Raw genomic sequence first — 24,290 nt, 5'->3', positions numbered from 1 at the left:
GTTTCAGTCTTTTTTGAAATCTATAATTCATCTATAAAAATAACCATATTAAAGTTACTGCTGAAATTATTTGTAGTAGACCTACAAATAATCCATAAAGAGATACAGCTTTCCCTTGCTTAATTAAATCTTTAACATTTACCCTTAGTCCAATTGCTGCTAAAGCGAATATCTCAAGTTTATTACTTGCTGCCTTACAAAGCAAAGAAACATCATTTGAAATGAATCCCATAGAAAATAAAGCACATGTTATAAAGAATCCTATAACATACCAAGGAACATTTATTTTTCCTTTCTTTACATCCTGTACTTCTTCTTCAACTATCTCTTCATTGGTTTTGTGTTTTATATGACCAAATATCAGTACAACCACTACTAATAATATAACTCTTACTATTTTAAATATTGTAGAAAGATCTTTTACACTTTCATTTACCATGGCACCACTTGCCACAACTTGACCTACAGATTGTAATGTACCACCTATTAATGCTGATGTTGGCATCAATGAATGTTTATATAAGAATTGAGCAATTATAGGCAGTAAAAACATTAAGAATATTCCTGTTACATTAACTATAGTAATTGCAATTCCTTTTTCTTTATCATCTGCATCTATAACTGGTGCGGTTGCTGCTATAGCAGATGATCCACAAACTGCGTTGCCACTAGCCATCATAAATCTAAAATTTTGTCCAAATCCAAGCTTTTTTCCTATATATAAAGCCCCAACTATTGTTATAGTCATTTGAACAATTATAAATAATATTCCACCAGCTCCTAATTCCATTAAAGTGGAGATACTCAATGTTGCTCCTAATAGAACTATAGAATATGATAAAAGATCAGTTTCTGAAAATTTGTATCCTTTTTGGAAAATATCTTGACTTAAAAATAAATTTCCAACAAGCATACCTAAAAAGATTGATATAGTTGCTGCGCCTAATTTAGGAACAAATCTAGATAAAAAAATACTTAATAGTCCAATGCATACTGATACTAAAAGTCCAGGCAGTATTTCTTTTATATTCTTCATTATTTAATTCATCCTTCCTTTATAATTATAATGCATGAACTTATTATTCCTCTTTTTTCATTTATAAGTACAATAATGATATAATCATAAGTAAAATAAATATTAAAAATGATAATCTTATTAGATATTTCTCATATATCACTCCAAAGAATATTACAATTTCAAAAGCTGTTCAGGTTTTTATTGAAGAACTAAATAATTATTATAAAGAAACTTTTAAATAATTCGATTATAAACTTATAAAAGAAACAATTTTTATTTGGGAAAGTTTAGACTAAAACAGTTTGGGAGGGTGACAACAAATGAGCAAGAAAGGCAAGAGAATCTTATCACTATTTGTATTCTTTGCGACTATAATTTCATTTTTGCCTATTAATTTAGCAATTAATGAAGAAAAGGCAAATGCAGCAGTTCAATATAAAGATGTGACTGTTGTTGGGCAGACTACTCAAGGGAGAGAAGTACAGTCTATATCAAAAGGTGACAAAGAATTTGAATTAAAACAAGGTATGCCTTATGTATGGGTAGCAGTGGAAAAATCTAAATATAATGGTGTAAGTGACAGTGAATTATTAACTAAAATGAGTGCTGGAGAAACTGCAGTTACAGATCAACAATTAATACTTACAGCAATAAACGGTGTTGATGTATCTGGAGCATCTAGTTACGAGATGCTTAACTCAAAATTAAAGGACAAATTAGGATGTGAATTGCATGTAGATGGAGATGCTAGTGTTGTGGATGCAGCTAAAGCACGATTTGGATCGCATACTATGACTATTGGTGGAAAACAATACATAGGTATAAGTATTGCAGGTTTACCTTATGGTGTTAACTCAGTTTCATATAAAATCAAAGAAACAAGTGTAACTAAAGTAAAGTTAGAAGATGGAACTGAAAAATTAGAAGCACCAAAAACAGAAACTTATCCAAGTGGTAAAAGTGAAACAATTACTATTTATCATGCTACACAAATAATAAGTAGTACAATACAAGATATTGATATAATAAGTTGGATTGGAGAAAATGAGCAGGATTTTAATAATTCTGACCAAACAAATAATGTAAAGCCCTTCAAATATAATGATAAAGCTGAAAAAGTTGAAGGATATCCATTAAAATATATATTTAATATTCCTGACTCAACAAGAACATTAAAATATATAATTAATTTTAATGGAAATGTTAGTGGAAATGCCGAATTATTACTTAATGGAAATGAAATTACATCACAAACACAAGGTAATCAAGTCTCAGGATATTTAGAGAGTCAATTTGATAAAGCAATACTTATAATAAGATTTCAAAATAGTATAGGTGGAGATGGAAATAATTTGGTTAAATCTTATGCTATGGAAATTAACTACAACCAATTAAATGTGGATAATGATTATACATTAAGAGATGCAGGTTTAACTAAATATGAATATGCAGATGAAAAAGATGTCATAGCATATGTAGAAAAAGAATTTACACGAGATCCAAATGAAAGTGATTTAACTTATGTTGGTAACATTCATATTGATCCTAGAGCTAAAAAGATTTCTATAGATCCAAAACTTGGAGTGACTGAAGGAACAATAGCTTTTAAATATAAAGATGAAGATACAGTAATGAAGGATGGGAAACTGTTTGTAGACTTTAATGGATTGAATAAAGTAATTACAATAGAAGGATTTAAAGCTCAGAATGGTGCTATAACAGATTATAGCAAGGTTTTAGTAAGATATAGATTCAATGTTATAACTGATGGTAATGGTGATGAAAATCCAATTAAATTAGATTTTGGAGACTCAGCATATTTAACTCAACCTGGAAGAGAAACTAAAATAGATTTTAATGAAGATAGATATACTTATGATATGTATTCTAAGGATAGAGTCGACGTTACATTAACATCACCACAAACAACTAAGAATGAGTATATAAGAGTTTGGTTTGGCAAAACTACTTCAAGCTCTCAATTAGTAGAAGCTAAAGAATCAATAAAAAATAATGAAAATAGTACCCCTGGAAGCAAAAAAAGTAATTCATTATCTAATATAGATGTAGCTGATTATCAAAAAATGGTTGTACAGTCATACTATGATAAGATTGAATATGAAAAAGATGAAAATGGTAATGACACAACAGTAGTTAAAAGTATTACCCCATATAAATTAGGACATGAGTATGTATTTTATATTCAAAAGAATATAGATGACTCTGACAATAATGAGGAAATATCAAGCGATGCATCATTAAAAGATTTAGAAGTTGAAAGTGGAAAGTTAGTAGATTCAGATGGAAATAAAGGTTTTTCTAGTGATAAGTATGCATATACAGTAACTGTACCTAAGAAAAATGAATCAACAGAAATTACAGCAGTTGCTAATGCTAAAGTACAAGAAATAACAGCTACTATTAGTGAAACTGGTGATTCTTATGATATGGAAAGTGGAAAGGCTCTTAAAATACCATTAAATAGTTCTGGCAAGACAACAGTTAAAATAAAAGTTACAGCTACAGATAAGGTTTCAACTAAAACATATACTTTAGTAATAAATAATAATGACAAAGGTTCAGATTCTGGATTAAGTAACTTAATTGTTGATCCAGGTGAATATGATTTTGATCCAGATGAAAAGACTACTAAAGTACGTGTTGAGCTTAATGTATCTAAGGTAGAAATTACACCAATACCTTCTGATAGTAAATCGAAGGTATATATAGATGATGAAAAATTCAATGGTTCGCCAAAAGTAATAAGTTTAAAAGGACAACAAGAAACAGAGGTAGAAATAGAAGTTGTTTCAGAAGATGGAACTACAAGCAAGACATATACTGTAAAAATAGTAAGAAGAGATTCTGATGATGTTGTAGAAGATACTGATGATGATGATGATGATGTATTCTATGATGAATATAATGAATGCTGGGTAGATACATCTAAGTATGAAGAATGGGGAAAAGTAAAAGGCAAAGATGTTTATTTCGATAAAAGAGGTAGACAAGTGAAAAACTCATGGATTACAGTTGGAAAATATGGAGACTATAAATATTACTATTTAGATGCTAAAGGATATAAGCAATCTGGATGGATCACAGATTCTACTGGAAAGAGATATTACTTAGACCCAGTTACAGGAGAAAGAAAGAGTGGCTATATATTCCAAGATGGAAAGTGGTATTATCTTGATGAAAGTGGAACTATGCATACTGGATGGTTATATGATAAAAAAGACAATGGATGGCAATATTTCTTACCATCAGGGCAGATGGTAACTAACACTAGTATGTCTATTAATGGAAAAGTTTATAATTTTGGAATTGACGGAAAGATATTTTAACAATTATCAATGATCAATTCTCAATGAAGGAGTGCTGCCGCATTAAATAATTTGCGGCAGCCTTTTTCTATATACATTAAAAATTGGATTTTAACTATTAGAAGTAAAACTAATAAGTGAGAATTGGATATGATTAAAAAATCTTTCGGATTTTAATTTGATAATTGACCATTGATAAATGACAATTGCTAATTGAGCAGGACGCGTTGACAAATATAAGAAATAATAATATAATTATCATAGTTCAAATAATGAACGGATTAAATATGGGGGATTAATTTATGTTAGAGGATAGATTGGAAGTACTTAAAACTTTAAATGAAAATTTTAATATAAATCAAAGAGAACTATCAAAGAGAACTAATATGTCACTTGGTAAGGTAAATTCAATACTTAAAGAGTTCACAATTGATGGACTTATAGATAGAATAAATACTAATAAAGGAATATTATATAAAGTCACAGAAAATGGAATGAAGGTATTGGAAAAGAGTCTTGCTAATGCTAAGAATACAAGATTAAAACTACATGAAGAAGAAAAGAAAATTATAAAGCAAGCTGTAATATTAGCAGCTGGAAGAGTAGAATCATTTGGAAAACCAACTGGAATGCTTGGCATTGAAGATTTTAAATTAATAGATAGAACAATGAATATTCTAAAGGAAAATGGAATAACAAAAGTAGTTATTGTTACTGGATATGAAAGCAGTTATTATGAAAAATATTTCAAAAATAGTAAGAATGTAAAGCTTGTTAAGAGTGATAAATATAAGTGGACTGGTACAATGCATTCATTATCTTTAGCTAAAAAATACATAACAGATGACTTTTTACTTATTGAAAATGATTTAATTTTTGAAAGTCGTGCTATAAGAGAACTATGTGAAAGCAATGAGAGAGACTGTGTACTTATAACTAATGAAAGTGGATCAGGAGATGAAGCTTTTGTTGAAATAAGAGATAATCACTTATATAAGATGTCAAAGGATATTCATCAATTTAACCGAATAGATGGAGAAATGATAGGCCTTACTAAAATATCTTACAAACTATATAAGATGATGCTCGAAGAGTTTAAAGATAATGTCAATCCATATTTAAATTATGAGTATGTGTTATTGGATGTTGGCAGAAACTATAATATAGGATTTGTTAAAATAGATGACTTAGCTTGGGGGGATATAGATTCTCCAAAGGGATATGAAAAGATAAAAAATCATTTATATCCAACAATTCGTAGAAGAGAAGTTGCATATGAAATGAATAAAATAAAGAATATAGTATGCGAAGCATTAAAAGTTAATTCAGATGATATAACAGAAGTTACACCAGCTGGAGGTATGACTAATAAGAATTATAGAATATGCGTTAAGGGAACAAGATATATATTAAGAATTGCTGGTATAGGAACAGAAGAAATGATTAATAGAAATACGGAAATGTTCAATTCAGCAATTGCGTCAGAAAGAGGATACAACGTTGAGGTTCCATACTTTAATCTTGAAACAGGTGTTAAGATATCAAAATTTATAGAAAATGCAGAAACATTAACTCCAAGAAGTGTTAAAAAAGAAGAAAATTTAAAACAAGTAACTACTATACTTAGAAATCTTCATAAGGATAAACATTTTCATATGGATAATAACTTTAATATGTTTAGAGAAATTGAAAAGTATGAAGATATATTAAAGAAAGATAATGGAGATTTTTTTGAAGATTATGATGTAGTAAGAGAAAAGGTCATGGATCTTGAAAAAGAATTAGAAAGATGCAATAGAGTATTTGTACCATCTCATAATGATTTAGTTGCAGCCAATCTAGTTAAGGATGCAAATGGAAAAATATTTTTAATCGACTGGGAATATGGTGGAATAAATGATGATATGTGGGATCTAGCTGCATTATCTTTAGAAAATGATTTTTCAGAAGATGATATTGAATTAATGTTTAGGTTGTATTTTAATGGAAAAGATGCAGATGACGATTCAAGAAGAAGACTTATTATACATCAAATATGTCAAGATTTTTTATGGGCAGTATGGACATTAATAAAAGAAGCTGAAGGTGATGACTTTGGAACTTATGGAATGGATCGATACAATAGAGCAAAAGAATATTTAAAAAAATTATAAACAAAAATATTATACAAATAAGTTTAAATTTAATATAAATCTGATTTTATAAAACATAAAAATGGAAATTAAATAAATAAGCATTAGTATTGGAGAGATAGAATATGAGAGCAATTCTTATGGCAGCAGGAATGGGAACTAGACTTAGACCTCTAACAAATAATACGCCTAAATCATTAATTGAAGTAAACGGAATGTCATTACTTGAAAGACAAATTTTAAATTTAAGAGAAATAGGTGTTAATGAAATAATAGTTTTGACAGGATATCTTCACGAAAAATTTGATGATTTAGTTAAAAAGTACAATTTAATTAAAGTAGTAAATGATAAATATGATGTTTATAATAATATATATACTATGTATTTGGTAAGAGAATATTTAAGAGATGCATTTGTAATTGATGCAGATCAATATATAACAAGAAACTTCCTGCCAAAAGAAAAGCCTGCACATTCAACTTATTATTCTGCATGTAAAGAAAATATAGTTAACGAATGGATATTAAGATATGATGAAAATAATAGGGTGGTTAAAGTTGATATAGGCACAGAAGATGATGAACCAAGTTATATAATGTCTGGAGCATCTTATTGGACTGAAGAAGATGGAATTCTTATAGGCAAAGCAGTTGAAAGAGCAGTTGAAAAAGTAGGAGATATGACTATCTATTGGGATAACATTGCAGTAGATAATTTACCTAATATGGATGTAAGAATTGAAAAGATAAATCCTAACGATATATTTGAAATTGATTCATTAAAGGATTTAGAATATTTAAAAGAAAAGTTAAATATTTAGTTAAGATAAATTTATATAAAAATAGCGTTATGTGGAATTGTAGAAATTCTATATAACGTTATTTTTTATAATCATATGAATAAATAAGATTAAAGTTATAATTTATTACTTAATAACAAATTTCGCATTATACCTGCTTTCATCAGAAGGAACTTAAATTTATTTTTCTTAAAATAAATATTATTTTTAAGATTTTCTATGAAAAAACATTTATTAATATATAAATCCTTTGAATAGCTATAAGCTTTGTTAGCCATTAATGTAATTTTTAATAGATTTAGATCATAATCCATATGTTTATATTTCAATAACTCTACTTCCATTACATTTTTTAATCCCCATAGAAGTAAATCATACTTCATATCTTTAATATATTTGTGAAATGAAGCGTCATGTAGGTAATATAGTATAATTCCAATTTTATTATGGAAATTTTTATTGCACTTGTGTGGCATCCATTGATTAGATAAGATATCTAAAAGGAATTTCATCCTTTCATGTTTAGTATCGTTTTCAGAAGGAACAAATAAAACTAATGTAGAATTTTCTATTTGTGATGCAATGAAATGGAAATATTCTAAACAAGTGGGCATATTTAGCGACCAATCATATGGATTTGATGAATGATATTTATCAACGAGAATATCTTTAATAGATAATAAATCTTTAAAAAAAATAGAATTTAAATGAATTTCAGAAATGACATTATTAGAATACCTGTTTAATTCATCTATAAATAAACTGGCATAGTGATTTGCAGTACTTTTTTCATTACTCTCATAAACTACTAAAATTTTCATTAAAAATTCAACCCCTTAAAGAATAATAATGTTTAAAATCTAAAATATGTTTCTTTAATACAATGTTATACTTATCCCCTAAATTACTATCATATTTATAAAATAATAAAAATACTGGAGAATAGAATTTTAAAGCTAAAATATATGGATCTTCATTAATAAAGATGTCTTTATTGATCAAATATGCAAATAAATTTTTCTGATTCTCTAATACATCATCAATAAATAGTTTGTTGAATAGTTGTGATGCACTTTCATTTTTATATTGTTCGATAGTAAGGATTTTTCTTAACGTCACACAATAATAATCTTTTAATAGAAAATCAAAAACTTTCATGCTTTCTTGCAAGAAAATCTCATCTGTTATATCTTCTTCATTGTTTTTTAAAAGACTGTCTTTGGTTAAAAGTTTAAATGAACTTTTAATATATGCTGAATATTTAGAAACTGTGCTTTTAAAGATTTCTTCCTTACCGTCAAAATGATTATAAATAGAACTCCCTTTAATACCAACATTTTTAGCTATATCTCGAATGGAAACAGAATCATATCCATTAATTGCAAATAAATTCAAGGATTCTTCTATGATATTTTCTTTAGTATTCATTTGACCTCCTATATAAATTTCCAAACAAATATCCATATAAGTGTTTAAAAAAACAAGTATATACAATAAAAATACAATTTATATTTAAAACTAACAATTGTTAGTTTAATTATACCATAAATGTACAATTATGTACAAAGTATATTTGACATTTAATTTATTGATTTTTTCTATTATAAGATAATTTTTATTTATAAGAGTCGCTTCATGACATTAATAATCAAAGATAAGTGAAGTTTATATTGTTATATTTTTACATTTAAAATGATTACAAAAAAATTTAATATACAAATACTTGATTTAACATGTAGATTATAAGACTCAATACTAAAAACTATGCTTGACAATATGAAGCAAGAATTTTTTAGAATGTAATAAACATGCGTTGACATCTTAATTCTGTCAAGAGCACATTTTGTTGTTGAGCCTATTATAAAAAAATAATTATTTAGCTATGAAATTTTATTTGAATATACTATGATTTGACATTAAAACTGCTAAACTATACAATAGTAAAAGCAAAGTTAAATGGAGGCTAAGTTATGGCTAAATCAATTTCAAAAAATGCTATTTTTAAAGCAGCATTAAACATGTTTAATCTAATATTACCAATGCTAGTAATGAAGGTAGTTACAGTAGCTATTGGTGATGTAAATTATGGATATTTTAGTTATGCTGAATCATTAAATAACTACTTTTTAATATTTGCAGCATTTGGTCTTTATCAATATGGATTGAGAGAATTAAGCAAAATTCGTGAAGATAAAACAAAATTAAGTCAAACATTTACTAGTTTATTTGTGTTTAGTTTATTCACTAATTTTTTAGTAACTGCAATATATATGACATTTATATGGATCAACTATAGAAGTCAGCCGTATTACTTAACTTGTTTCATATTAAGTTTCAATATAGCAGTTAACGCATTTTATGTGGAATGGGTAAATGAAGCTTTAGAAAATTATCAATTTATAACTATTAAGACAATGATAATAAGAATAATTTATTCTGTACTTATTATTTTGGGGGTAAGAAGTGGTGAGGATTTTTACTTCTATTTATTAATAGTTGTAGGATTTAATTTTATAAATAATATAATAAGTTTTGTATATGTTAAAAGAATAGTTAAATTTGATTTTAGTAACCTAGAATTTAAAAAGCATATAAAACCAATGTTTTATTTAGTTATATTATCTAACACAGGTATACTTTATACTCAATTAGATAAATTAATGCTTAAAAATAGTGTGGGTGGCACAACATATGTAGGATATTATAATTTAGCGCAAAAAATAATGACTATGGTAAATACAGTAATGCTTACAATTATCCAAGTAACAATGCCAAGATTATCAAATTATTTAGGCAATAACAAAAAAGATGATTATCTAAATTTACTTAAGAAAGTTATAAAAATTTATTTTATATTGTTATTTCCATCAGCAATTGGATTGTTATGCGTATCAAAAGAAGCAATATATATATTTAGTGGACCGGAATATATGCCAGCAGCATCAGCTATGATAATTTTTTCTATATATATGATAAGCTTAGGTATAGAGCAGATAATTGCAAATCAAATGATTTATCTTCATGGAAAAGAAAAAACAGATGCTTATTTGGTTTTAACTGGTGGAGTAATAAACTTGGGATTCAATGTATTATTATCTGTAGTAGGCAAATTTACTATGGAAACAGCTATTATAACAACGCTTTTATCAAATACAATAGTTATATTCTTGGAGTATAGACTTGTTAAGAAAGTGATAAAGCTAGACGTAAAGCTATTTTCATTAGAAAATATGAAATATTTATATTATTCATTGTTATTTATACCTATATCATTTGTAGTTAAGATGTTTGTATCAAACATGTTGCTTTCATGTGCAATACAAGTAGTCTTATGTGGTTTATTATATTTGGCTATACTTGTTGTTACAAAAGATACAATATTTTTTGAATTGTTTGATAAAATATTGAGAAAATTGAAATTAAAAAAAATAAAGTAGTTAACATATAATTTATTAAAATAAAAAAGATAAGAATTAAAATGTATTTTTTTAGTTCTTATCTTTTTTTGTATAGATATATATATAATTTTTTAATGATTTTGAAAAAAGGATAAGTTTTATGTTGATTAGTATACGCTAGATGAAAAAGTTGCTTCCTTGTAAAAGTATAGAAATATTGTATAATTAATATGTAAATATTTTACAATTGGAGGAGAGAGAATGTTAGTTAGAAGTAAAAGATTTATAGTTATATGTGTGCTATTTTTAGGTATATTCTTATTTTTTCAGTATTCAAACAATAAATCGTATGCATTAGCTGTAAGTAAAAATGAATACAAGATAAATGATTTGAAAACTTTAACTGGGGAGGAAATCAAGCAGGAAGGCAATATATACAAAATAAATGTTTGTAATAATCAAAATAAAGTAGAAATTATTTTTAATATAGAAAATAATAATGACAATTCTAAGGAAAAACTTTTAAAGTATATGAATGACTTGGTTGCTATAGGAGAAGATAATGCTATTGCAGGAGAGATAGATTATAGTGATGATATGACAATGATAGTAAACTTAAATGAAGGTAATAATTTAATAAGGATTAAAAACAAAGAAGATAATAGTGAAATATTGAAACTAAGTATAAATTACACTAAAGTGAAAGTAATAGGAATTCCTGATAATATTAATGTAGGAGATAATTTTGATTTAAAATGCTCTATTAATAAAGAAATGTATAATGATACTAAGTGGTTATCTTATGGTATTGATACATTGATAGTAAGTGAGGATGGACATGTAACCATTGTAAACGGCGGAACAGGGAGAGTAATGGGCACCATATATAAGGACAATAAGATTGTAGGTAGTATTAATATAAGTATGTATGCTTTGGGCGAAGGAAAATTAGGATGGATAAAAAATGATGATAAATGGTACTATATTGATCCAGTAAAAAAGCACTTTAAAATAGGTTGGCTGGAAAGCAATAATAATTGGTATTACATGAATAAAGATGGCTCAATGAAAACAGGATGGTTAAATGATAATGAGCATACCTATTATTTTAATGAAAAAGGTGAAATGATAAAAGGTAAGGTCACTATAGATGGAAAAGAATATAACTTTAATAATAGAGGAGAACTTATATAGACATAATATAAATAGGGGACGTAGAAAGTTTAGATTGGAATAACCGAAATAAAGCTCTTATGTGTGGCTCGCTTGCTACAAAAATGACGCTAAGAATTCAAACATGCAGACATTGTACCCACAAATGTTTGCTCCAATGTAAAATTGGACAAACAATTGTGGAACAAGTCTACATGAAGAATTCTAAAGCGTCATTTCTGAATGCAAGACACCGCCAACATAAGAGCTTTATTTCTTTGTTTCATCTAAATTCATAGTAGTGGTATTATTGTTGCTATACATAAATACATTTTTAGATTAAGGAATAGTTATTTATAGATGTTAAAGATTTAAAAAGTTAATATTTTACATTTATAAAAAGATATAAATTTATAAATATCAGAATATAAATTCTTACGAATGTGCACTTATAAGGAAACCTATTCATCATTAGATGAATAGGGGCTATACTGCTAAGTTCGTACATCACCAAGCATTATATGCCAAAGAGCAGCTATGCTACAATTCGGAATTTTTCTTATATATTTAGGAATACATGGCTTTTCTAAGCAACCACATAAATTATAACAAAAATAAATTAGGTATCTATGATTTTAGAGAAAACAAAGAAATTCAATATATGAATAGGCGTAGTATTGTATTGGAAATTTCAGCTTTTAAATTCTTTGGCAGAGGCTGTTCAAAAATTGTTTGTCCAAACACTTGCTTTTGGGAGCAAACATTTTTGGGTGCAGCCTCTGCCATTAGAATTTTGGTACTCTATAAGTGTAGATACAAATCATAAATATATGATTTAACATCTGCACTTATTTTAATTTATAATAAAGGGAGTAATTTGGTATGACGACTTTAGAATTGGGTTTTAACATCCGTAGCTAAAACTGTCAGCCATCCCTTATTATAAAGATTCGATTAAGCAGGTTGAAACCGTACGGCTTTCGTGTAACTAACCAAAATGAATTGTAATAAGTGTGGGTGGATTAAAATTACAATAATTTTTTAGGAGGATTAACATGATTAGTGTTGGAATTGATGTTTCAAAAGGAAAAAGTACAGTATGTATATTGAAAGAATATGGTGAGGTTATTAGTGAACCACATGAAATAAATCATACTGAAGCTGATTTAAAAGCATTAGTTGAATCTATTTCTGAATTAAATGAAGAAACTAGAGTTGTTATGGAAGCGACCGGTCAATGTCGTCAACTTAAGAAAATATAGAAAATTTAATAAAAAACACTTGACAATAGGTAAAAAAATGCAGCCTCGCTATAGATATTAAATTTATAGCGAGGTTTGATTTTATGAAAAATATTAAATTACTATCACAAATTTTAAAACGAACAAATAAATTAATTGTTTCAGATGAATATAAGCAGTCATATAGTTTAGGAAATTCTTTTTCAAGGAAAAGAAAACTATCGTTTTCTAATGTAGTTTATTTAATTTGTTCTGTATTACGAAAGTCTATACCTTTAGAAATAGATAATTTTATTGAAAATCATACATGTTTAAACTTTCCTAATATATCAAAGCAAGCATTTTCTAAAGCAAGACAAAATATTTCACCTGAAGCCTTTAAAGAACTATGTAGATTATTTGTTGATTCTTTTTATAATTCAAAAAAGAAATTGAATAAATGGCATGGATTTAATATTCTTGCAGTTGATGGAACATCTATACAAGTTCCTGATACTATTGAATGTGGTAAATACTTTGGAGTAAGTAAAAATCAAAATAAAACTCAAACAGCAGTTGCGACGGCATCAGCCTTATATGATATATTAAATGATATTATAATTGATGCTTCAATAACTAAATTTAAAACTAGTGAAAGAGAATTAGCAAAACAACATCTAGATCAAATCAACAATGAAAAATTATCAAAAAACAGTATTGTAATATTTGATAGAGGATACCCTTCTTATGAGATGTTTGACTATTTAGATACTAAAAATATGCTTTTCTTAATGAGAGTACCATCATCATTTAAAACAGTACAAAATATTGATTCCAATGATTGTATTTTGGAATATAAAATAAAGAGAAAATACAGAAAATTGCGTGTTATAAAAATAGAGCTTTCAAACAACATTACAGAAATATTAGTCACTAATATTTTTGATGAAAACATTAAATATGATGAATTTAAAGAGTTGTATTTCCTTAGATGGGGAGTCGAAAGTAAATACAAAGAGTTAAAAAGTAGTATTCAGATAGAAGAATTTTCGGGAACAAAACCAATTTCTATAGAACAAGACTTTTTTGTTTCTATTTATTTATCAATGGTTGTAGCTCTTATAAAAGATGAGGCCGATGCTGCGATAGCAGATGAAATTAAAGATAAGAATTTAAAATCAATGTATCAAGCAAATCGAAATTTTATACTTGGGCAAGTTTTTAATAGAATTATTAATTTATTAGTTAATGCTAAATTAACAAGAAAAATTTTAGAAATAATATTAGAAAAATCTAAAAAAATTCGCTCACAAATACGTCCCAATCGTTCTCGTGAGCGAAAAAACAAACATCCAAGGAAAAAGCATCATCACAATAAAAAATCATGCATTTAAATTACAAATAATTGCATATTTCAAAATTCACTTTAACCAGTGGATTTATTTAGTGTACCATTTTTTAGAAGAAATTTAAATATATCATCTAAAAATAATCGTGATTTATATTTACAAATTACTTAAGTTGACGACATTGAGCGACCGGTGCATACCATTTGCCACTACTTACTTATCTTAAAAATCATGGTATATTTGTAGCCGTAATAAATCCATTAATTATGAAAAAATATTCTGCTATAGGATTAAGGAAAGGTAAAACTGATAAATTAGATTCTATCAAAATAGCTAATTATGGAATTGATAATTGGTTTAAATTAACTGACTATGAAGCAACAGATGAGGTGTATTCTGAATTAAAATTATTAGGTAGGCAATATTCTCATTATATAGCTATGAGAATAGAGAGCAAACTTGTACTAAGTAATCTATTAGATAGAACAATGCCAGGAATTAAAAATCTATTAAAAAATAGATCCGATAAGCCAGAGAAAGATAAATTAAATGATTTTGTTAAAGAATACTGGCATTACGATAATATTACCAAGAAAAATGAAAAGCAATTTATAAATAGTTATTTTAAATGGGCAAAAAATAAAGGATACCATCAAAGTGAAACAAAAGCAAAACAGATATATGCTTTAGCACAAGAAGGCATCCCTACACTATCTTCTAGTACCCCATCAACCAAAATGTTAGTATTAGAAGCTGTTCGAGTTCTTAGCGAAATAGATAGAACTCTATCTATGATATTATCACAAATGCAAGAATTAGCAAGTAGTTTAAAGGAATACAATGTTGTTAGAAATATGCCTGGAGTTGGAGATACATTGGCTCCACGCTTAATTGCTGAAATCGGTGATTTAAAACGCTTTTATAATAAAAAGGCTTTGATAGCTTATACGGGTATTGATTCACCTCCTTTTGAGTCGGGACAGTTTGTTGCAAACAAACGTCGTATTTCTAAAAGAGGTTCTGCATTATTACGAAAAACTGGATATGAAATTATGAAATGTATCAAAAGTGCCAAACCAAAGGATGATCCTATATTTTTATATATGTTAAAAAAAGAAGCAGAAGGAAAACCTAAAAAAGTTGCTAAAATTGCTGCATTAAATAAGTTTCTAAGAATATACTACGCTAGAGTAAAAGAAGTCTATAATACTTAAATTTAGATAGTATCTATATCTAAATTAAACAGAATTTCTGTTTAATTTATTTGTCATGCAAAAAATATATAAAAAACCTGCTAAAAAAAACTTGATTTTTCTTAGCAGGTTTTAGCTGAAATTTCCCTACAATCGAGCCTATCATATATTGAATTTCGGTTATTTTCCACTAAACTCTTATTCTACACAATATATTTATTGGAAGTAAAATATAGTGTATAATAATATTATTAATTTGTAATTGATTTAGCTATATTGTTAGAAGCGAGGAACATAAGTTATGAACAAAAATGAGAACTATAAATTAGGAGTATTTAGTGGGATGTGCTCAGCTATAATGTGGGGAACTGACACTGTTTTAATGGGAATAGTTGGAGCAATGACTATTTTTTCACCAGTAGAAGCTGCTTTTGTAGCTGCCTTTGTTACAGCATTTTTTCATGATGCATTTTCTGCTATTTGGACCTTTTTATTTCTTGCAGCCAAAAGACAATTAAGTGGTCTATTCAAAGCGCTGAAAACTAAAAGTGCATTATATGTAGCTATAGCTGCATTGATGGGTGGGCCAATTGGTATGACAGGATATCTTTTAGCCATCAATTTAATCGGACCATCGTATACTGCTATTATTTCATCTTTATATCCAGCAGTTGGAGCTATATTGTCATATTTTTTATTGAAGGAAAGGATAAATAAAAAAGCATGGATTGGTCTATTATGTGCAGTTATAGGGGTGATCTTACTTGGATATGAACCAGGAGAAAGTTCTATAAATATAGCTGGATTTTTATGTGCTTTTCTTTGTGTTTTTGGATGGGGAAGTGAATGTGTAATTTGTGCTTATGGCATGAAGGATGAAATTGTAACATCAGAATATGCACTTCAAATAAGACAGTTAACATCAGCTATTGTATATGGATTAATATTAGTTCCAATTGTAGGTGGAATAGGGATTAGTTTAGAAGTTCTAAAGGATAATGCTTTCTGGTGGATTGCAGCGACTGCATTTACAGGAACTGTTTCATACTTATGTTACTATAATGCAATATATAAAATAGGTCCAACAAGAGCCATGGGAATAAACATAACTTACGTTGTGTGGTCAATAATCTTTGATAAGTTATTTTTAACAAAGGGATTTGACCTGACTAAAGATATAAAAGTAATAGCATGTGCCTTATTAGTTATTGTAGGTGTTTACTTTGTGGCAAAGGAACCTAAATAGTAATATATTGTTCTAAAATTGTTATTAAATAATATAACAGAATAGTTATTGAGATGAGTACTGATAGAATTTTCTGTATAGTGCTCATTTTATTATATAAAATCTAATCAAGATATGGGCACTTATAGAATTTATATTGGTGGGTACTTAAATGGTGGATTTATGATAATAAATATGATTATGAAATATCAAAAATATTTTACAGAGCATAAAGGAAAACAAATTAAAAGGATTTATGACTATGGATATTAATGAATATTTAATCTGTTAGTATCCATTTTGTCTACATAAATTAATACTTAAATGGCGTATGATATGATTCTATAATTTTTAGTAATAAAAATATAGAAATGATAAATGATTAGTTTAATTTTGTTTTAAATATTGCAGATTTATGCAGAAAGATGGAAAATGACTATAGCTAAAGCAAGATAATATATAGATAAAGTAATGTGTATATGCTATTATATAATATATATTTTAAATTATTATTTGGTTTATCGGAGTTATATGTCGAAATCATATAAAGGGAGTAATAAGCATGAAAAGAATCGAAGTAATATTAGAAAAATTGAAGGAGATGACCGAATTAAATCAAAATGGTGTATCTGCAATAGAAGTTGCAGAAGCACTAAACCTTAATAGAGCCAATGTTAGTAATGATTTAAACAAGCTTGTTTCAGAAGAAAAAGCATCAAAGATAAAAGGAAAACCAACACTATTTAAGTATCTAATTAAAGAAAACGTTAACCCTAAGAAATCTATATTGGATAGATTTTCAGAGCTGAATCCAAGCCTCTATTCTGCTATAGAACAAGCGAAAGCTGCTATATTATATCCACCAAATGGAATGAATATGTTAATATTGGGTGAAACTGGGGTTGGTAAGTCAACTTTTGCTTCATTAATATATAAATATTCTATAGAATCAAAAGTAAAAAGTGAAAATAGCCCATTTATAACATTTAATTGTGCTGATTATGCAAATAACCCACAATTACTTTTGGGGCAAATATTCGGCGTTAAAAAAGGAGCTTATACTGGTGCAGAACACGATAAAGCAGGGCTCTTAGAAAAGGCTGATGGGGGAATTTTATTTTTGGATGAAGTTCATAGATTACCTGCTGAAGGTCAGGAAATGTTTTTTACATTTATAGATAAGGGAATATACAGAAGACTTGGTGAGACTGAAAGTGAAAGAAGTGCTAAAGTTCTTATAATAACTGCTACTACTGAAGATCCAAATGCAACGCTATTAAGGACGTTTACAAGAAGAATACCTATGGTGATAAGTATTCCACCTTTAAGAGATAGATCTATGGAAGAGAGATTCGATTTAATAAAAGGTTTTATGATTGATGAATCTGCAAGACTTAAAAAAAGCATTAAGCTTTCAGTAAATTCAATAAAAGCATTTTTATCATATGATTGTCCAGCTAATGTTGGTCAGCTTAAATCAGATGTTCAATTAGCTTGTGCAAAAGCATATGCAGATTTTTTGTCATCTAAAAATAGTGAAATAAGAATAAGCAGTTTGGATCTTCCACCATATATTAGAGAGGGATTATATAAAGAGGTAGAGCACAGACAATTATGGAATAAGCTTATAGACATAAATAAGAGATATTGTATATTTGATAAAGATGAAGATGGAATGTTCTTTGATGAAAATTCAAATGATGAAAATATATATGAAATAATAGATAGAAGAACAAGGGAACTTAAAAATAAAGGATTAAAAGGTATAAGTTTAGAAGATGAAATAGAGAAAGATATAGAAGATTATTTTACTAAATATGCAAATAAAGATAGTTATAAAATTGATATAACAAACATCAGAAATATGATTGAACCAGAAATTATGAAGGCCATTGAAGAAGTGATTTTATTTTATGAAGAAGAATTAAAAATAAAGCTAAATAAGAAAATATACTATGGATTGGCTGTTCATATAAACAACTCAATAGATAGAATTAGACGTCATAAAAAAATAATAAACCCACGATTAAATACAATAAGGCAAAGCTATGAAAAAGAATTTAACGCTGCTTTAGAATCACTAAAGATACTTGAAAGAAGTATTGATGTAAGTATGCCAATTGATGAAGCTGGATTTATGACAATGTTTTTAGTATATAATGATAGGACAGAAAAAATTGCTAGCAATAATATAATGGTAATAATAATTGCTCATGGAATAAGTACAGCAACATCAATGGCAGATGCAGTAAGCAGCTTACTTGGATGTAAAAATATTTTTGGAATAAATGCTCCTATAGAAGAAAAGCCAAAGAGCGTTTTAGAAAAAACTAAAGAATATATAAGAAAGAACTCAATTGAATCTGATATATTATTTCTAGTTGATATGGGCTCATTAACAACGTTTGGAAGAGAAATTGAAAAGGAATTTGACATAAGAACAAGAACTATACCGTTAGTTAGTACTCTTCATGCAATAGAGGCTGCAAGAAAATCTATGATGGGATATCCTTTAGATGAAGTATATAAAGAAACATTAGAAGTTAATAATTTATATGATAATAACATATTAGACTATGAACCAGATACTAAAGAAAAGAAACTAGCCATAATGACAGTATGTACAACTGGAGAGGGAGGAGCAAAAACTATTAAAGTAATGCTTGAAAAGAGTTTAAACTTTGATAGTAATTTAATTAAGATAATACCAATTAATTTTATAGGTAAAGAGAATATTTATGAAAGAATAAATAAATTAAAATTTAGCTATGAAATAATTTGTTTTGTTGGCCCTTTTGAATTGGATGTTGAATACCCTCAGTTTATGCTTGATGATATAATGAGTGGTAAATGTATCCCTGAAATACAAAAGCTTATTGATGTGGAGAAAACTCTTATAAAAATGGAAGAAACACTTGATTCAAAATTAAATCATGTTGATGGAAAAGGAATAATAAAAGATATAAAGAAGTTTAATAATACAATTAAAGAAGATCTTAATGTTTATTTGAACAATAATATATTTATAGGAATAACATTGCATATTGCATGTATGATAGATAGGATTATGGATAATCAGCCAGGAGATGAATTTGAGAATAAAGAAACGTATATAAAAGAAAATATGGAGTTATATAAAGCTGTTAAAAATGCATGTACTCCATTAAACACAAAATATTCAATAATTATTCCTGATGATGAGATATGCAGGATAATGACATTTTTAAAAGAGGGCTCTACAATAAAATAATACATTTTCATTTTTATGAAAGGAGAAAATCATGAGGACAATAACATTAATATGTGCAGGTGGATTCTCTAGCAGTATGTTATTAAGCGAGATGAAAAAAAGTGCTGATAAAAAAGGATTGGATATAAAGTTTAATGCAATTTCTGAATCAAAGTTTGAGCAATATAAAGATGAAACTGATATTTTATTACTTGCCCCTCAGATTAGATACCTAGAAGAACAAATATTAAGTAAATATAATATGGATAAGATTAAAATTATGATTATAGATAGTATTGATTATGGATTAATGAATGGAGAAAAGGTATTAACTGATGCTTTAAATTTATAATTGAAACACTTTTGTTTGAGATATCACATATATAAAACACATTTTTAATGTGTTTTATATATGTGTTTTTTTATATGAAACATATAAAATATAAAAACAATAGATAGAAAACTTAGAAATGGCGCAGATTTATAAAAAACTTAAAAAATTTTTTGCATTTTTAAAAATTGGCACGCAACTTGCTTTATATATTAGTGTAAGACACATCAAAAAAATAATTAGAAATTAAATATATATTTTAGGAAAGAGGTAATTAAAAATGAATGAATTAGAAATGGCAATTATGAACATAATCGTTAATGCAGGAGATTGTAAAAATCATTGCTATGCAGCACTTAATCTTGTAAATGAGGGAAAGTATGATGAAGCAGATGAAGAAATGAAATTAGCAGATGCAGCTATAGCAAAAGCTCATGATGGTCAAACATTCTTCTTACAAAAAGAAGCAGGCGGAGAAAAAATTGATTTCTCAGTATTATTTGTACACGCACAAGACCACTTAATGACAGCAATTTCAGAAAAATCATTAATAACTCAAATTATGGAATTGAGAAAAGTTGTTAATACATTAGTTAAATAATAAAATTTTTAATTTACTTATTAGCATAGATAATAAATTAGGAAACAAATAAAAGCAATAAGGATTTTAGGAGGAATAAATTATGGTAACAATTAGATTATTTTGCGCAGCAGGAATGTCAACAAGCTTATTAGTAAATAAAATGAAAGAAGCTGCTACTAAAAAGGGAATAGAAGCAGATATAGCAGCATTCCCGGAAGGACAAATGCATGAGCATTTAGAAGGAGTAAATGTAGCATTACTTGGACCACAAGTAGGATATAGATTAGGAGCAGCTAAAGAAATATGTGGACCTAAGGGAGTACCAGTAGATGTAATTCCAATGGTTGATTACGGAATGATGAATGGAGAAAAAGTATTAGATTTTGCTTTAAAATTAGCAGGAAAGTAGTACTATAAACCATGTTGCTAATGAGGAAGAAAGTTTTTATTTATAAATTTAAGAACATTACATAAAGATATAGATATAATCTTACCTTCTTCATTAATAACTAAGGAGTGTGTAACTTTAGAAAAAGATAAATCCAATGACTAACTAATATCTTATAAGGTATAAATTTAATTAATATATGAATTTATATATTTAGTTATCATTGATAAATTTATAAACTTTAAGTAAACGTATACTGAAAGTATGCGAAAGAAACAAAGGAGGAAGACACGTATGTCTATAAGTCAAAAGCTTAATGAAACAGTAATACCAGCTGTAATGAAATTTGTAAACTTAAAACCGGTGGTAGCATTAAAGGATGGTATATTGTTTATATTACCATTAACATTAATAGGATCAGTATTTTTATTACTAGCTCAAATACCATATCAACCATTTAATGATTGGATGGCAAGTATGCTGAGTTCAAACTGGACAGAGCCGTTAATGCAAGCATATGGTGCATCATTTAAAATTATTGCATTAGTTGCAACTATGGCAATTGCGTATGTGTATACTAAAAATGAGGGGCATGAACCTTTTTCAGCAGGAGTTATATCTTTAGTAGTATTTTTATTAACAACTAATTCTTATGTTACACTTGAATCAGGAGAAAAAGTGAGTGAAGTTATTCCTAAAGCCTGGACAGGTGGAGAAGGAATGGTTACAGCAATTATTATAGGTTTATTGGTAGGTATGATTTATTCATGGTTTTTAAGAAAGAATATCACAATTAAGATGCCAGCTGGAGTTCCACAAGGTGTTGCGAATTCTTTTGCAGCTTTAATTCCAGGAGCAGTTATTATTGTAGGTGCTACTATAATATATACAATATTTAAATATGGTTTAAATACAACTTTTATTGAATGGATTTATAAAATGATTCAAACACCACTTCAAGGATTATCAGATTCACTTGGTGGAGTAATTGTTATGTGTTTCTTAATACCATCATTATGGTGGTTTGGAGTTCATGGTTCAACAATTGTTGGTGGAGTAATGGATGGTATATTAATTACTAATGCTACATCTAACCAAGCAATCATTGATTCTGGATTACCTTTAACAATAGAAAATGGTGGACGTATAGTTACACAACAATTTAAGGATTGTGTAGTTAACTTATCAGGTGCAGGTGCAACAATTGGTCTTGTAATTTGTATGCTGTTCCTTGCTAAATCAGCACAATCTAAACAGTTAGGAAAACTTGCAATAGTTCCAGCATGCTTTAATATAAATGAACCGGTTATTTTTGGTACGCCAATAGTTATGAATCCATTTATGGCAATTCCGTTTATAGCAACACCAGTTGTTATAGGTGTATTACAATATTTAGCGATTTCAATGGGATTAATTCCATTATATACAGGAGTTGTAGTGCCTTGGACAACACCACCAATAATCAGTGGTTTCTTAACTGGTGGATGGAGAACAGCATTATTCCAAGTAGTTGTAATTGCAATTTCAACAGCTATCTACTTCCCATTCTTTAAGAAAGTAGATAACATGAACTATGAAAATGAAAAGTCAGCACAAAACTAAGCATTAGAATTAGATATATTAAATAATCCAAACATAAAAAATTATATAATATATAAATATCTTCATTAATATTAATGATGAAATATATAAGAGGCCTTATTCTTGGGGATAAGGTCTTTTTATTTGTTTTATTTCAAATATTAAAATATTCTTTTTGATTATAATTTTTATTTATTGGTTCTATGATAGATTGAAAAATCTTATGTTAAAAATATAAAACAAAACTAAAATTAACTTTAACATAACCATAATAATTTATTAACTTTACAAAGATAAAATTAATCCTGTAGATAAAAACTAAATCATTCAAAATTTAGAAATGAGGTAAAGATGATGAAAAAGAAATCATTAAAAGTAATATTGACTACATTAATAGTTGGAATGATGGGATTTAGCATGATTGCATGTGGAGGCAGCGATGGTGCTAATAAAGAAGGGGATAACAACAAACAAGCACAAGAACAACAAGAAACTCCAAAGGAAGAAAAGCTAAGTGGGGCAATAACAATAAGTGGTTCATCTGCATTGCTTCCTTTAATGGAAAAATCAATTGAAAAGTTTAATGAAAAATATCCAGATGTAGAAATAAGTGCACAAGCAGGAGGATCAGGTACAGGACTTTCTCAAGTATCAGAAGGAAGTGTAGATATAGGAAATTCTGATGTATTTGCAGAAGAAAAATTAGATGCAGATAAAGCTAAGGAATTAGTTGATCATCAAGTTGTAGGACAAGGGTTTGGAATAGTAGTAAGCAGTTCTCTTGGAATTGATAACTTAACTAAAGATCAAATTAAAGATATATTCTCAGGAAAAGTTACTAACTGGAAGGAAGTTGGCGGACCAGATAAAGAAATATTTATAGTTCATAGAAAATCAGGCTCTGGTACAAGAGCTACTTTTGAAAAAACAATTTTAGATGGTGATGCTTCTTTAGAAAATGATTCACTTGGAGTAATGCAGGATTCAAATGGTGCAGTTCTTGAAGCAATGAAAGCAAATGACGGTGCAATTAGTTATTTAGGACTAGCTTATATGAATAGTGATGAAGCTAAATCAGCATTAAAAGTAGTAAGTATAGATGGAGTAACTAGTGAAACTAAAAATATCTGTGATGGCTCATATCCATTCTGGTCATATGGACATATGTATACAAAAGGAGAAGCAACTACTCCAGCAAAAGAATTCATTGAATTTATTACAAGCAGTGATAATGTTGATAGTTTAGAAAGTTTAGGATTTATAAATGGATCAGAAATAAAAGCTAAATAGTAATTAGAAGTTTAGTATGAAATAAAGGTCTCAATTCTGCTCATTTTGCAGAATATGAGGCCTTTATTTTTGCTT

Annotated in this window: 16 protein-coding genes and 2 pseudogenes; 15 read left to right on the top strand and 3 right to left on the bottom strand. The window is 27.7% G+C overall.

The window, feature by feature from the left end; all coding sequences use genetic code 11:
* Window positions 1-31 precede the first annotated feature (31 nt).
* Window positions 32-1,036, bottom strand: coding sequence for a YeiH family protein (locus CNEONATNEC86_RS18780; RefSeq protein WP_058296669.1), 1,005 nt, complete (start codon window positions 1,034-1,036; stop codon window positions 32-34).
* A 302-nt stretch (window positions 1,037-1,338) separates the two neighbouring features.
* On the opposite strand from CNEONATNEC86_RS18780, the gene CNEONATNEC86_RS18775 reads away from it, so the two are divergent.
* The 3 genes from CNEONATNEC86_RS18775 to CNEONATNEC86_RS18765 all read left to right on the top strand — a co-directional run bounded on the left by CNEONATNEC86_RS18775 (window position 1,339) and on the right by CNEONATNEC86_RS18765 (window position 7,297).
* The gene (locus CNEONATNEC86_RS18775) at window positions 1,339-4,365 is read left to right on the top strand and encodes an N-acetylmuramoyl-L-alanine amidase family protein (protein ID WP_159136616.1); all 3,027 of its coding nucleotides are present in this window, start codon (window positions 1,339-1,341) and stop codon (window positions 4,363-4,365) included.
* A gap of 281 nt (window positions 4,366-4,646) precedes the next feature.
* Window positions 4,647-6,497 (top strand): NTP transferase domain-containing protein, encoded by a 1,851-nt coding sequence (locus CNEONATNEC86_RS18770; protein WP_125147641.1) that lies wholly within the window; start codon window positions 4,647-4,649, stop codon window positions 6,495-6,497.
* 104 nt (window positions 6,498-6,601) lie between these two features.
* The gene (locus CNEONATNEC86_RS18765) at window positions 6,602-7,297 is read left to right on the top strand and encodes a sugar phosphate nucleotidyltransferase (protein ID WP_058296666.1); all 696 of its coding nucleotides are present in this window, start codon (window positions 6,602-6,604) and stop codon (window positions 7,295-7,297) included.
* Window positions 7,298-7,392: 95 nt separating this feature from the next.
* On the opposite strand, the gene CNEONATNEC86_RS18760 is transcribed toward CNEONATNEC86_RS18765, so the two are convergent.
* Together CNEONATNEC86_RS18760 and CNEONATNEC86_RS18755 are read right to left on the bottom strand one after the other, a co-directional pair.
* Window positions 7,393-8,097: a hypothetical protein gene (locus tag CNEONATNEC86_RS18760; protein ID WP_125147640.1), complete on the bottom strand. Its 705-nt coding sequence runs from the start codon at window positions 8,095-8,097 to the stop codon at window positions 7,393-7,395.
* Between the two features lie 7 nt (window positions 8,098-8,104).
* Window positions 8,105-8,704, bottom strand: a complete 600-nt coding sequence (locus CNEONATNEC86_RS18755) for a TetR/AcrR family transcriptional regulator (RefSeq protein ID WP_125147639.1) — start codon at window positions 8,702-8,704, stop codon at window positions 8,105-8,107.
* Window positions 8,705-9,246: 542 nt separating this feature from the next.
* Here CNEONATNEC86_RS18755 and CNEONATNEC86_RS18750 point away from each other — a divergent pair.
* From CNEONATNEC86_RS18750 to CNEONATNEC86_RS18695, 12 genes and pseudogenes are all read left to right on the top strand, one after another.
* Window positions 9,247-10,713, top strand: a complete 1,467-nt coding sequence (locus CNEONATNEC86_RS18750; RefSeq protein WP_058296663.1) for an oligosaccharide flippase family protein — start codon at window positions 9,247-9,249, stop codon at window positions 10,711-10,713.
* 222 nt (window positions 10,714-10,935) lie between these two features.
* A complete protein-coding gene (locus tag CNEONATNEC86_RS18745; protein WP_125147638.1) occupies window positions 10,936-11,868 on the top strand; it encodes an N-acetylmuramoyl-L-alanine amidase family protein in 933 nt (310 codons plus the stop codon).
* Between the two features lie 1,013 nt (window positions 11,869-12,881).
* Window positions 12,882-13,061: pseudogene (locus CNEONATNEC86_RS18740) on the top strand (IS110 family transposase); the annotation flags it as partial.
* A 110-nt stretch (window positions 13,062-13,171) separates the two neighbouring features.
* Window positions 13,172-14,440 carry an IS4 family transposase gene (locus CNEONATNEC86_RS18735; protein WP_125147759.1) on the top strand — a complete coding sequence of 423 codons (1,269 nt, stop codon included), beginning with the start codon at window positions 13,172-13,174 and terminating at the stop codon, window positions 14,438-14,440.
* Window positions 14,441-14,580: 140 nt separating this feature from the next.
* A pseudogene (locus CNEONATNEC86_RS18730) lies at window positions 14,581-15,609 on the top strand (IS110 family RNA-guided transposase); the annotation flags it as partial.
* A 280-nt stretch (window positions 15,610-15,889) separates the two neighbouring features.
* Complete coding sequence (locus CNEONATNEC86_RS18725; RefSeq protein ID WP_058296661.1) at window positions 15,890-16,834, top strand: DMT family transporter; 945 nt, start codon at window positions 15,890-15,892, stop codon at window positions 16,832-16,834.
* 541 nt (window positions 16,835-17,375) lie between these two features.
* Window positions 17,376-20,063 carry a sigma-54-dependent transcriptional regulator gene (locus tag CNEONATNEC86_RS18720; protein ID WP_125147637.1) on the top strand — a complete coding sequence of 896 codons (2,688 nt, stop codon included), beginning with the start codon at window positions 17,376-17,378 and terminating at the stop codon, window positions 20,061-20,063.
* 31 nt (window positions 20,064-20,094) lie between these two features.
* Window positions 20,095-20,394, top strand: a complete 300-nt coding sequence (locus CNEONATNEC86_RS18715; protein WP_058296659.1) for a PTS sugar transporter subunit IIB — start codon at window positions 20,095-20,097, stop codon at window positions 20,392-20,394.
* A 259-nt stretch (window positions 20,395-20,653) separates the two neighbouring features.
* Window positions 20,654-20,974, top strand: coding sequence for a PTS lactose/cellobiose transporter subunit IIA (locus CNEONATNEC86_RS18710; protein ID WP_058296658.1), 321 nt, complete (start codon window positions 20,654-20,656; stop codon window positions 20,972-20,974).
* A gap of 82 nt (window positions 20,975-21,056) precedes the next feature.
* Entirely contained in the window at window positions 21,057-21,365 is a 309-nt protein-coding gene (locus tag CNEONATNEC86_RS18705) for a PTS sugar transporter subunit IIB (protein ID WP_058296657.1), read from the top strand.
* Between the two features lie 273 nt (window positions 21,366-21,638).
* Complete coding sequence (locus CNEONATNEC86_RS18700) at window positions 21,639-22,946, top strand: PTS sugar transporter subunit IIC (RefSeq protein WP_058296656.1); 1,308 nt, start codon at window positions 21,639-21,641, stop codon at window positions 22,944-22,946.
* A 333-nt stretch (window positions 22,947-23,279) separates the two neighbouring features.
* Window positions 23,280-24,215, top strand: coding sequence for a phosphate ABC transporter substrate-binding protein (locus CNEONATNEC86_RS18695; protein ID WP_159136780.1), 936 nt, complete (start codon window positions 23,280-23,282; stop codon window positions 24,213-24,215).
* Window positions 24,216-24,290: the final 75 nt, after the last annotated feature.

It is taken from the genome of Clostridium neonatale (assembly GCF_900465025.1).
Classification (GTDB): domain Bacteria; phylum Bacillota; class Clostridia; order Clostridiales; family Clostridiaceae; genus Clostridium; species Clostridium neonatale.
Note: the sequence above shows the minus strand (reverse complement) of the source record. Positions and strands in the feature narration are given on the sequence as shown.

What these genes read in the sequence shown, in the direction of transcription:
- CNEONATNEC86_RS18780 (WP_058296669.1), bottom strand. Translation starts at nt 1,036, where the DNA reads ATGAAGAATATAAAAGAAATACTGCCTGGACTTTTAGTATCAGTATGC.
- CNEONATNEC86_RS18775 (WP_159136616.1), top strand. Translation starts at nt 1,339, where the DNA reads ATGAGCAAGAAAGGCAAGAGAATCTTATCACTATTTGTATTCTTTGCG.
- CNEONATNEC86_RS18770 (WP_125147641.1), top strand. Translation starts at nt 4,647, where the DNA reads ATGTTAGAGGATAGATTGGAAGTACTTAAAACTTTAAATGAAAATTTT.
- CNEONATNEC86_RS18765 (WP_058296666.1), top strand. Translation starts at nt 6,602, where the DNA reads ATGAGAGCAATTCTTATGGCAGCAGGAATGGGAACTAGACTTAGACCT.
- CNEONATNEC86_RS18760 (WP_125147640.1), bottom strand. Translation starts at nt 8,097, where the DNA reads ATGAAAATTTTAGTAGTTTATGAGAGTAATGAAAAAAGTACTGCAAAT.
- CNEONATNEC86_RS18755 (WP_125147639.1), bottom strand. Translation starts at nt 8,704, where the DNA reads ATGAATACTAAAGAAAATATCATAGAAGAATCCTTGAATTTATTTGCA.
- CNEONATNEC86_RS18750 (WP_058296663.1), top strand. Translation starts at nt 9,247, where the DNA reads ATGGCTAAATCAATTTCAAAAAATGCTATTTTTAAAGCAGCATTAAAC.
- CNEONATNEC86_RS18745 (WP_125147638.1), top strand. Translation starts at nt 10,936, where the DNA reads ATGTTAGTTAGAAGTAAAAGATTTATAGTTATATGTGTGCTATTTTTA.
- CNEONATNEC86_RS18735 (WP_125147759.1), top strand. Translation starts at nt 13,172, where the DNA reads ATGAAAAATATTAAATTACTATCACAAATTTTAAAACGAACAAATAAA.
- CNEONATNEC86_RS18725 (WP_058296661.1), top strand. Translation starts at nt 15,890, where the DNA reads ATGAACAAAAATGAGAACTATAAATTAGGAGTATTTAGTGGGATGTGC.
- CNEONATNEC86_RS18720 (WP_125147637.1), top strand. Translation starts at nt 17,376, where the DNA reads ATGAAAAGAATCGAAGTAATATTAGAAAAATTGAAGGAGATGACCGAA.
- CNEONATNEC86_RS18715 (WP_058296659.1), top strand. Translation starts at nt 20,095, where the DNA reads ATGAGGACAATAACATTAATATGTGCAGGTGGATTCTCTAGCAGTATG.
- CNEONATNEC86_RS18710 (WP_058296658.1), top strand. Translation starts at nt 20,654, where the DNA reads ATGAATGAATTAGAAATGGCAATTATGAACATAATCGTTAATGCAGGA.
- CNEONATNEC86_RS18705 (WP_058296657.1), top strand. Translation starts at nt 21,057, where the DNA reads ATGGTAACAATTAGATTATTTTGCGCAGCAGGAATGTCAACAAGCTTA.
- CNEONATNEC86_RS18700 (WP_058296656.1), top strand. Translation starts at nt 21,639, where the DNA reads ATGTCTATAAGTCAAAAGCTTAATGAAACAGTAATACCAGCTGTAATG.
- CNEONATNEC86_RS18695 (WP_159136780.1), top strand. Translation starts at nt 23,280, where the DNA reads ATGAAAAAGAAATCATTAAAAGTAATATTGACTACATTAATAGTTGGA.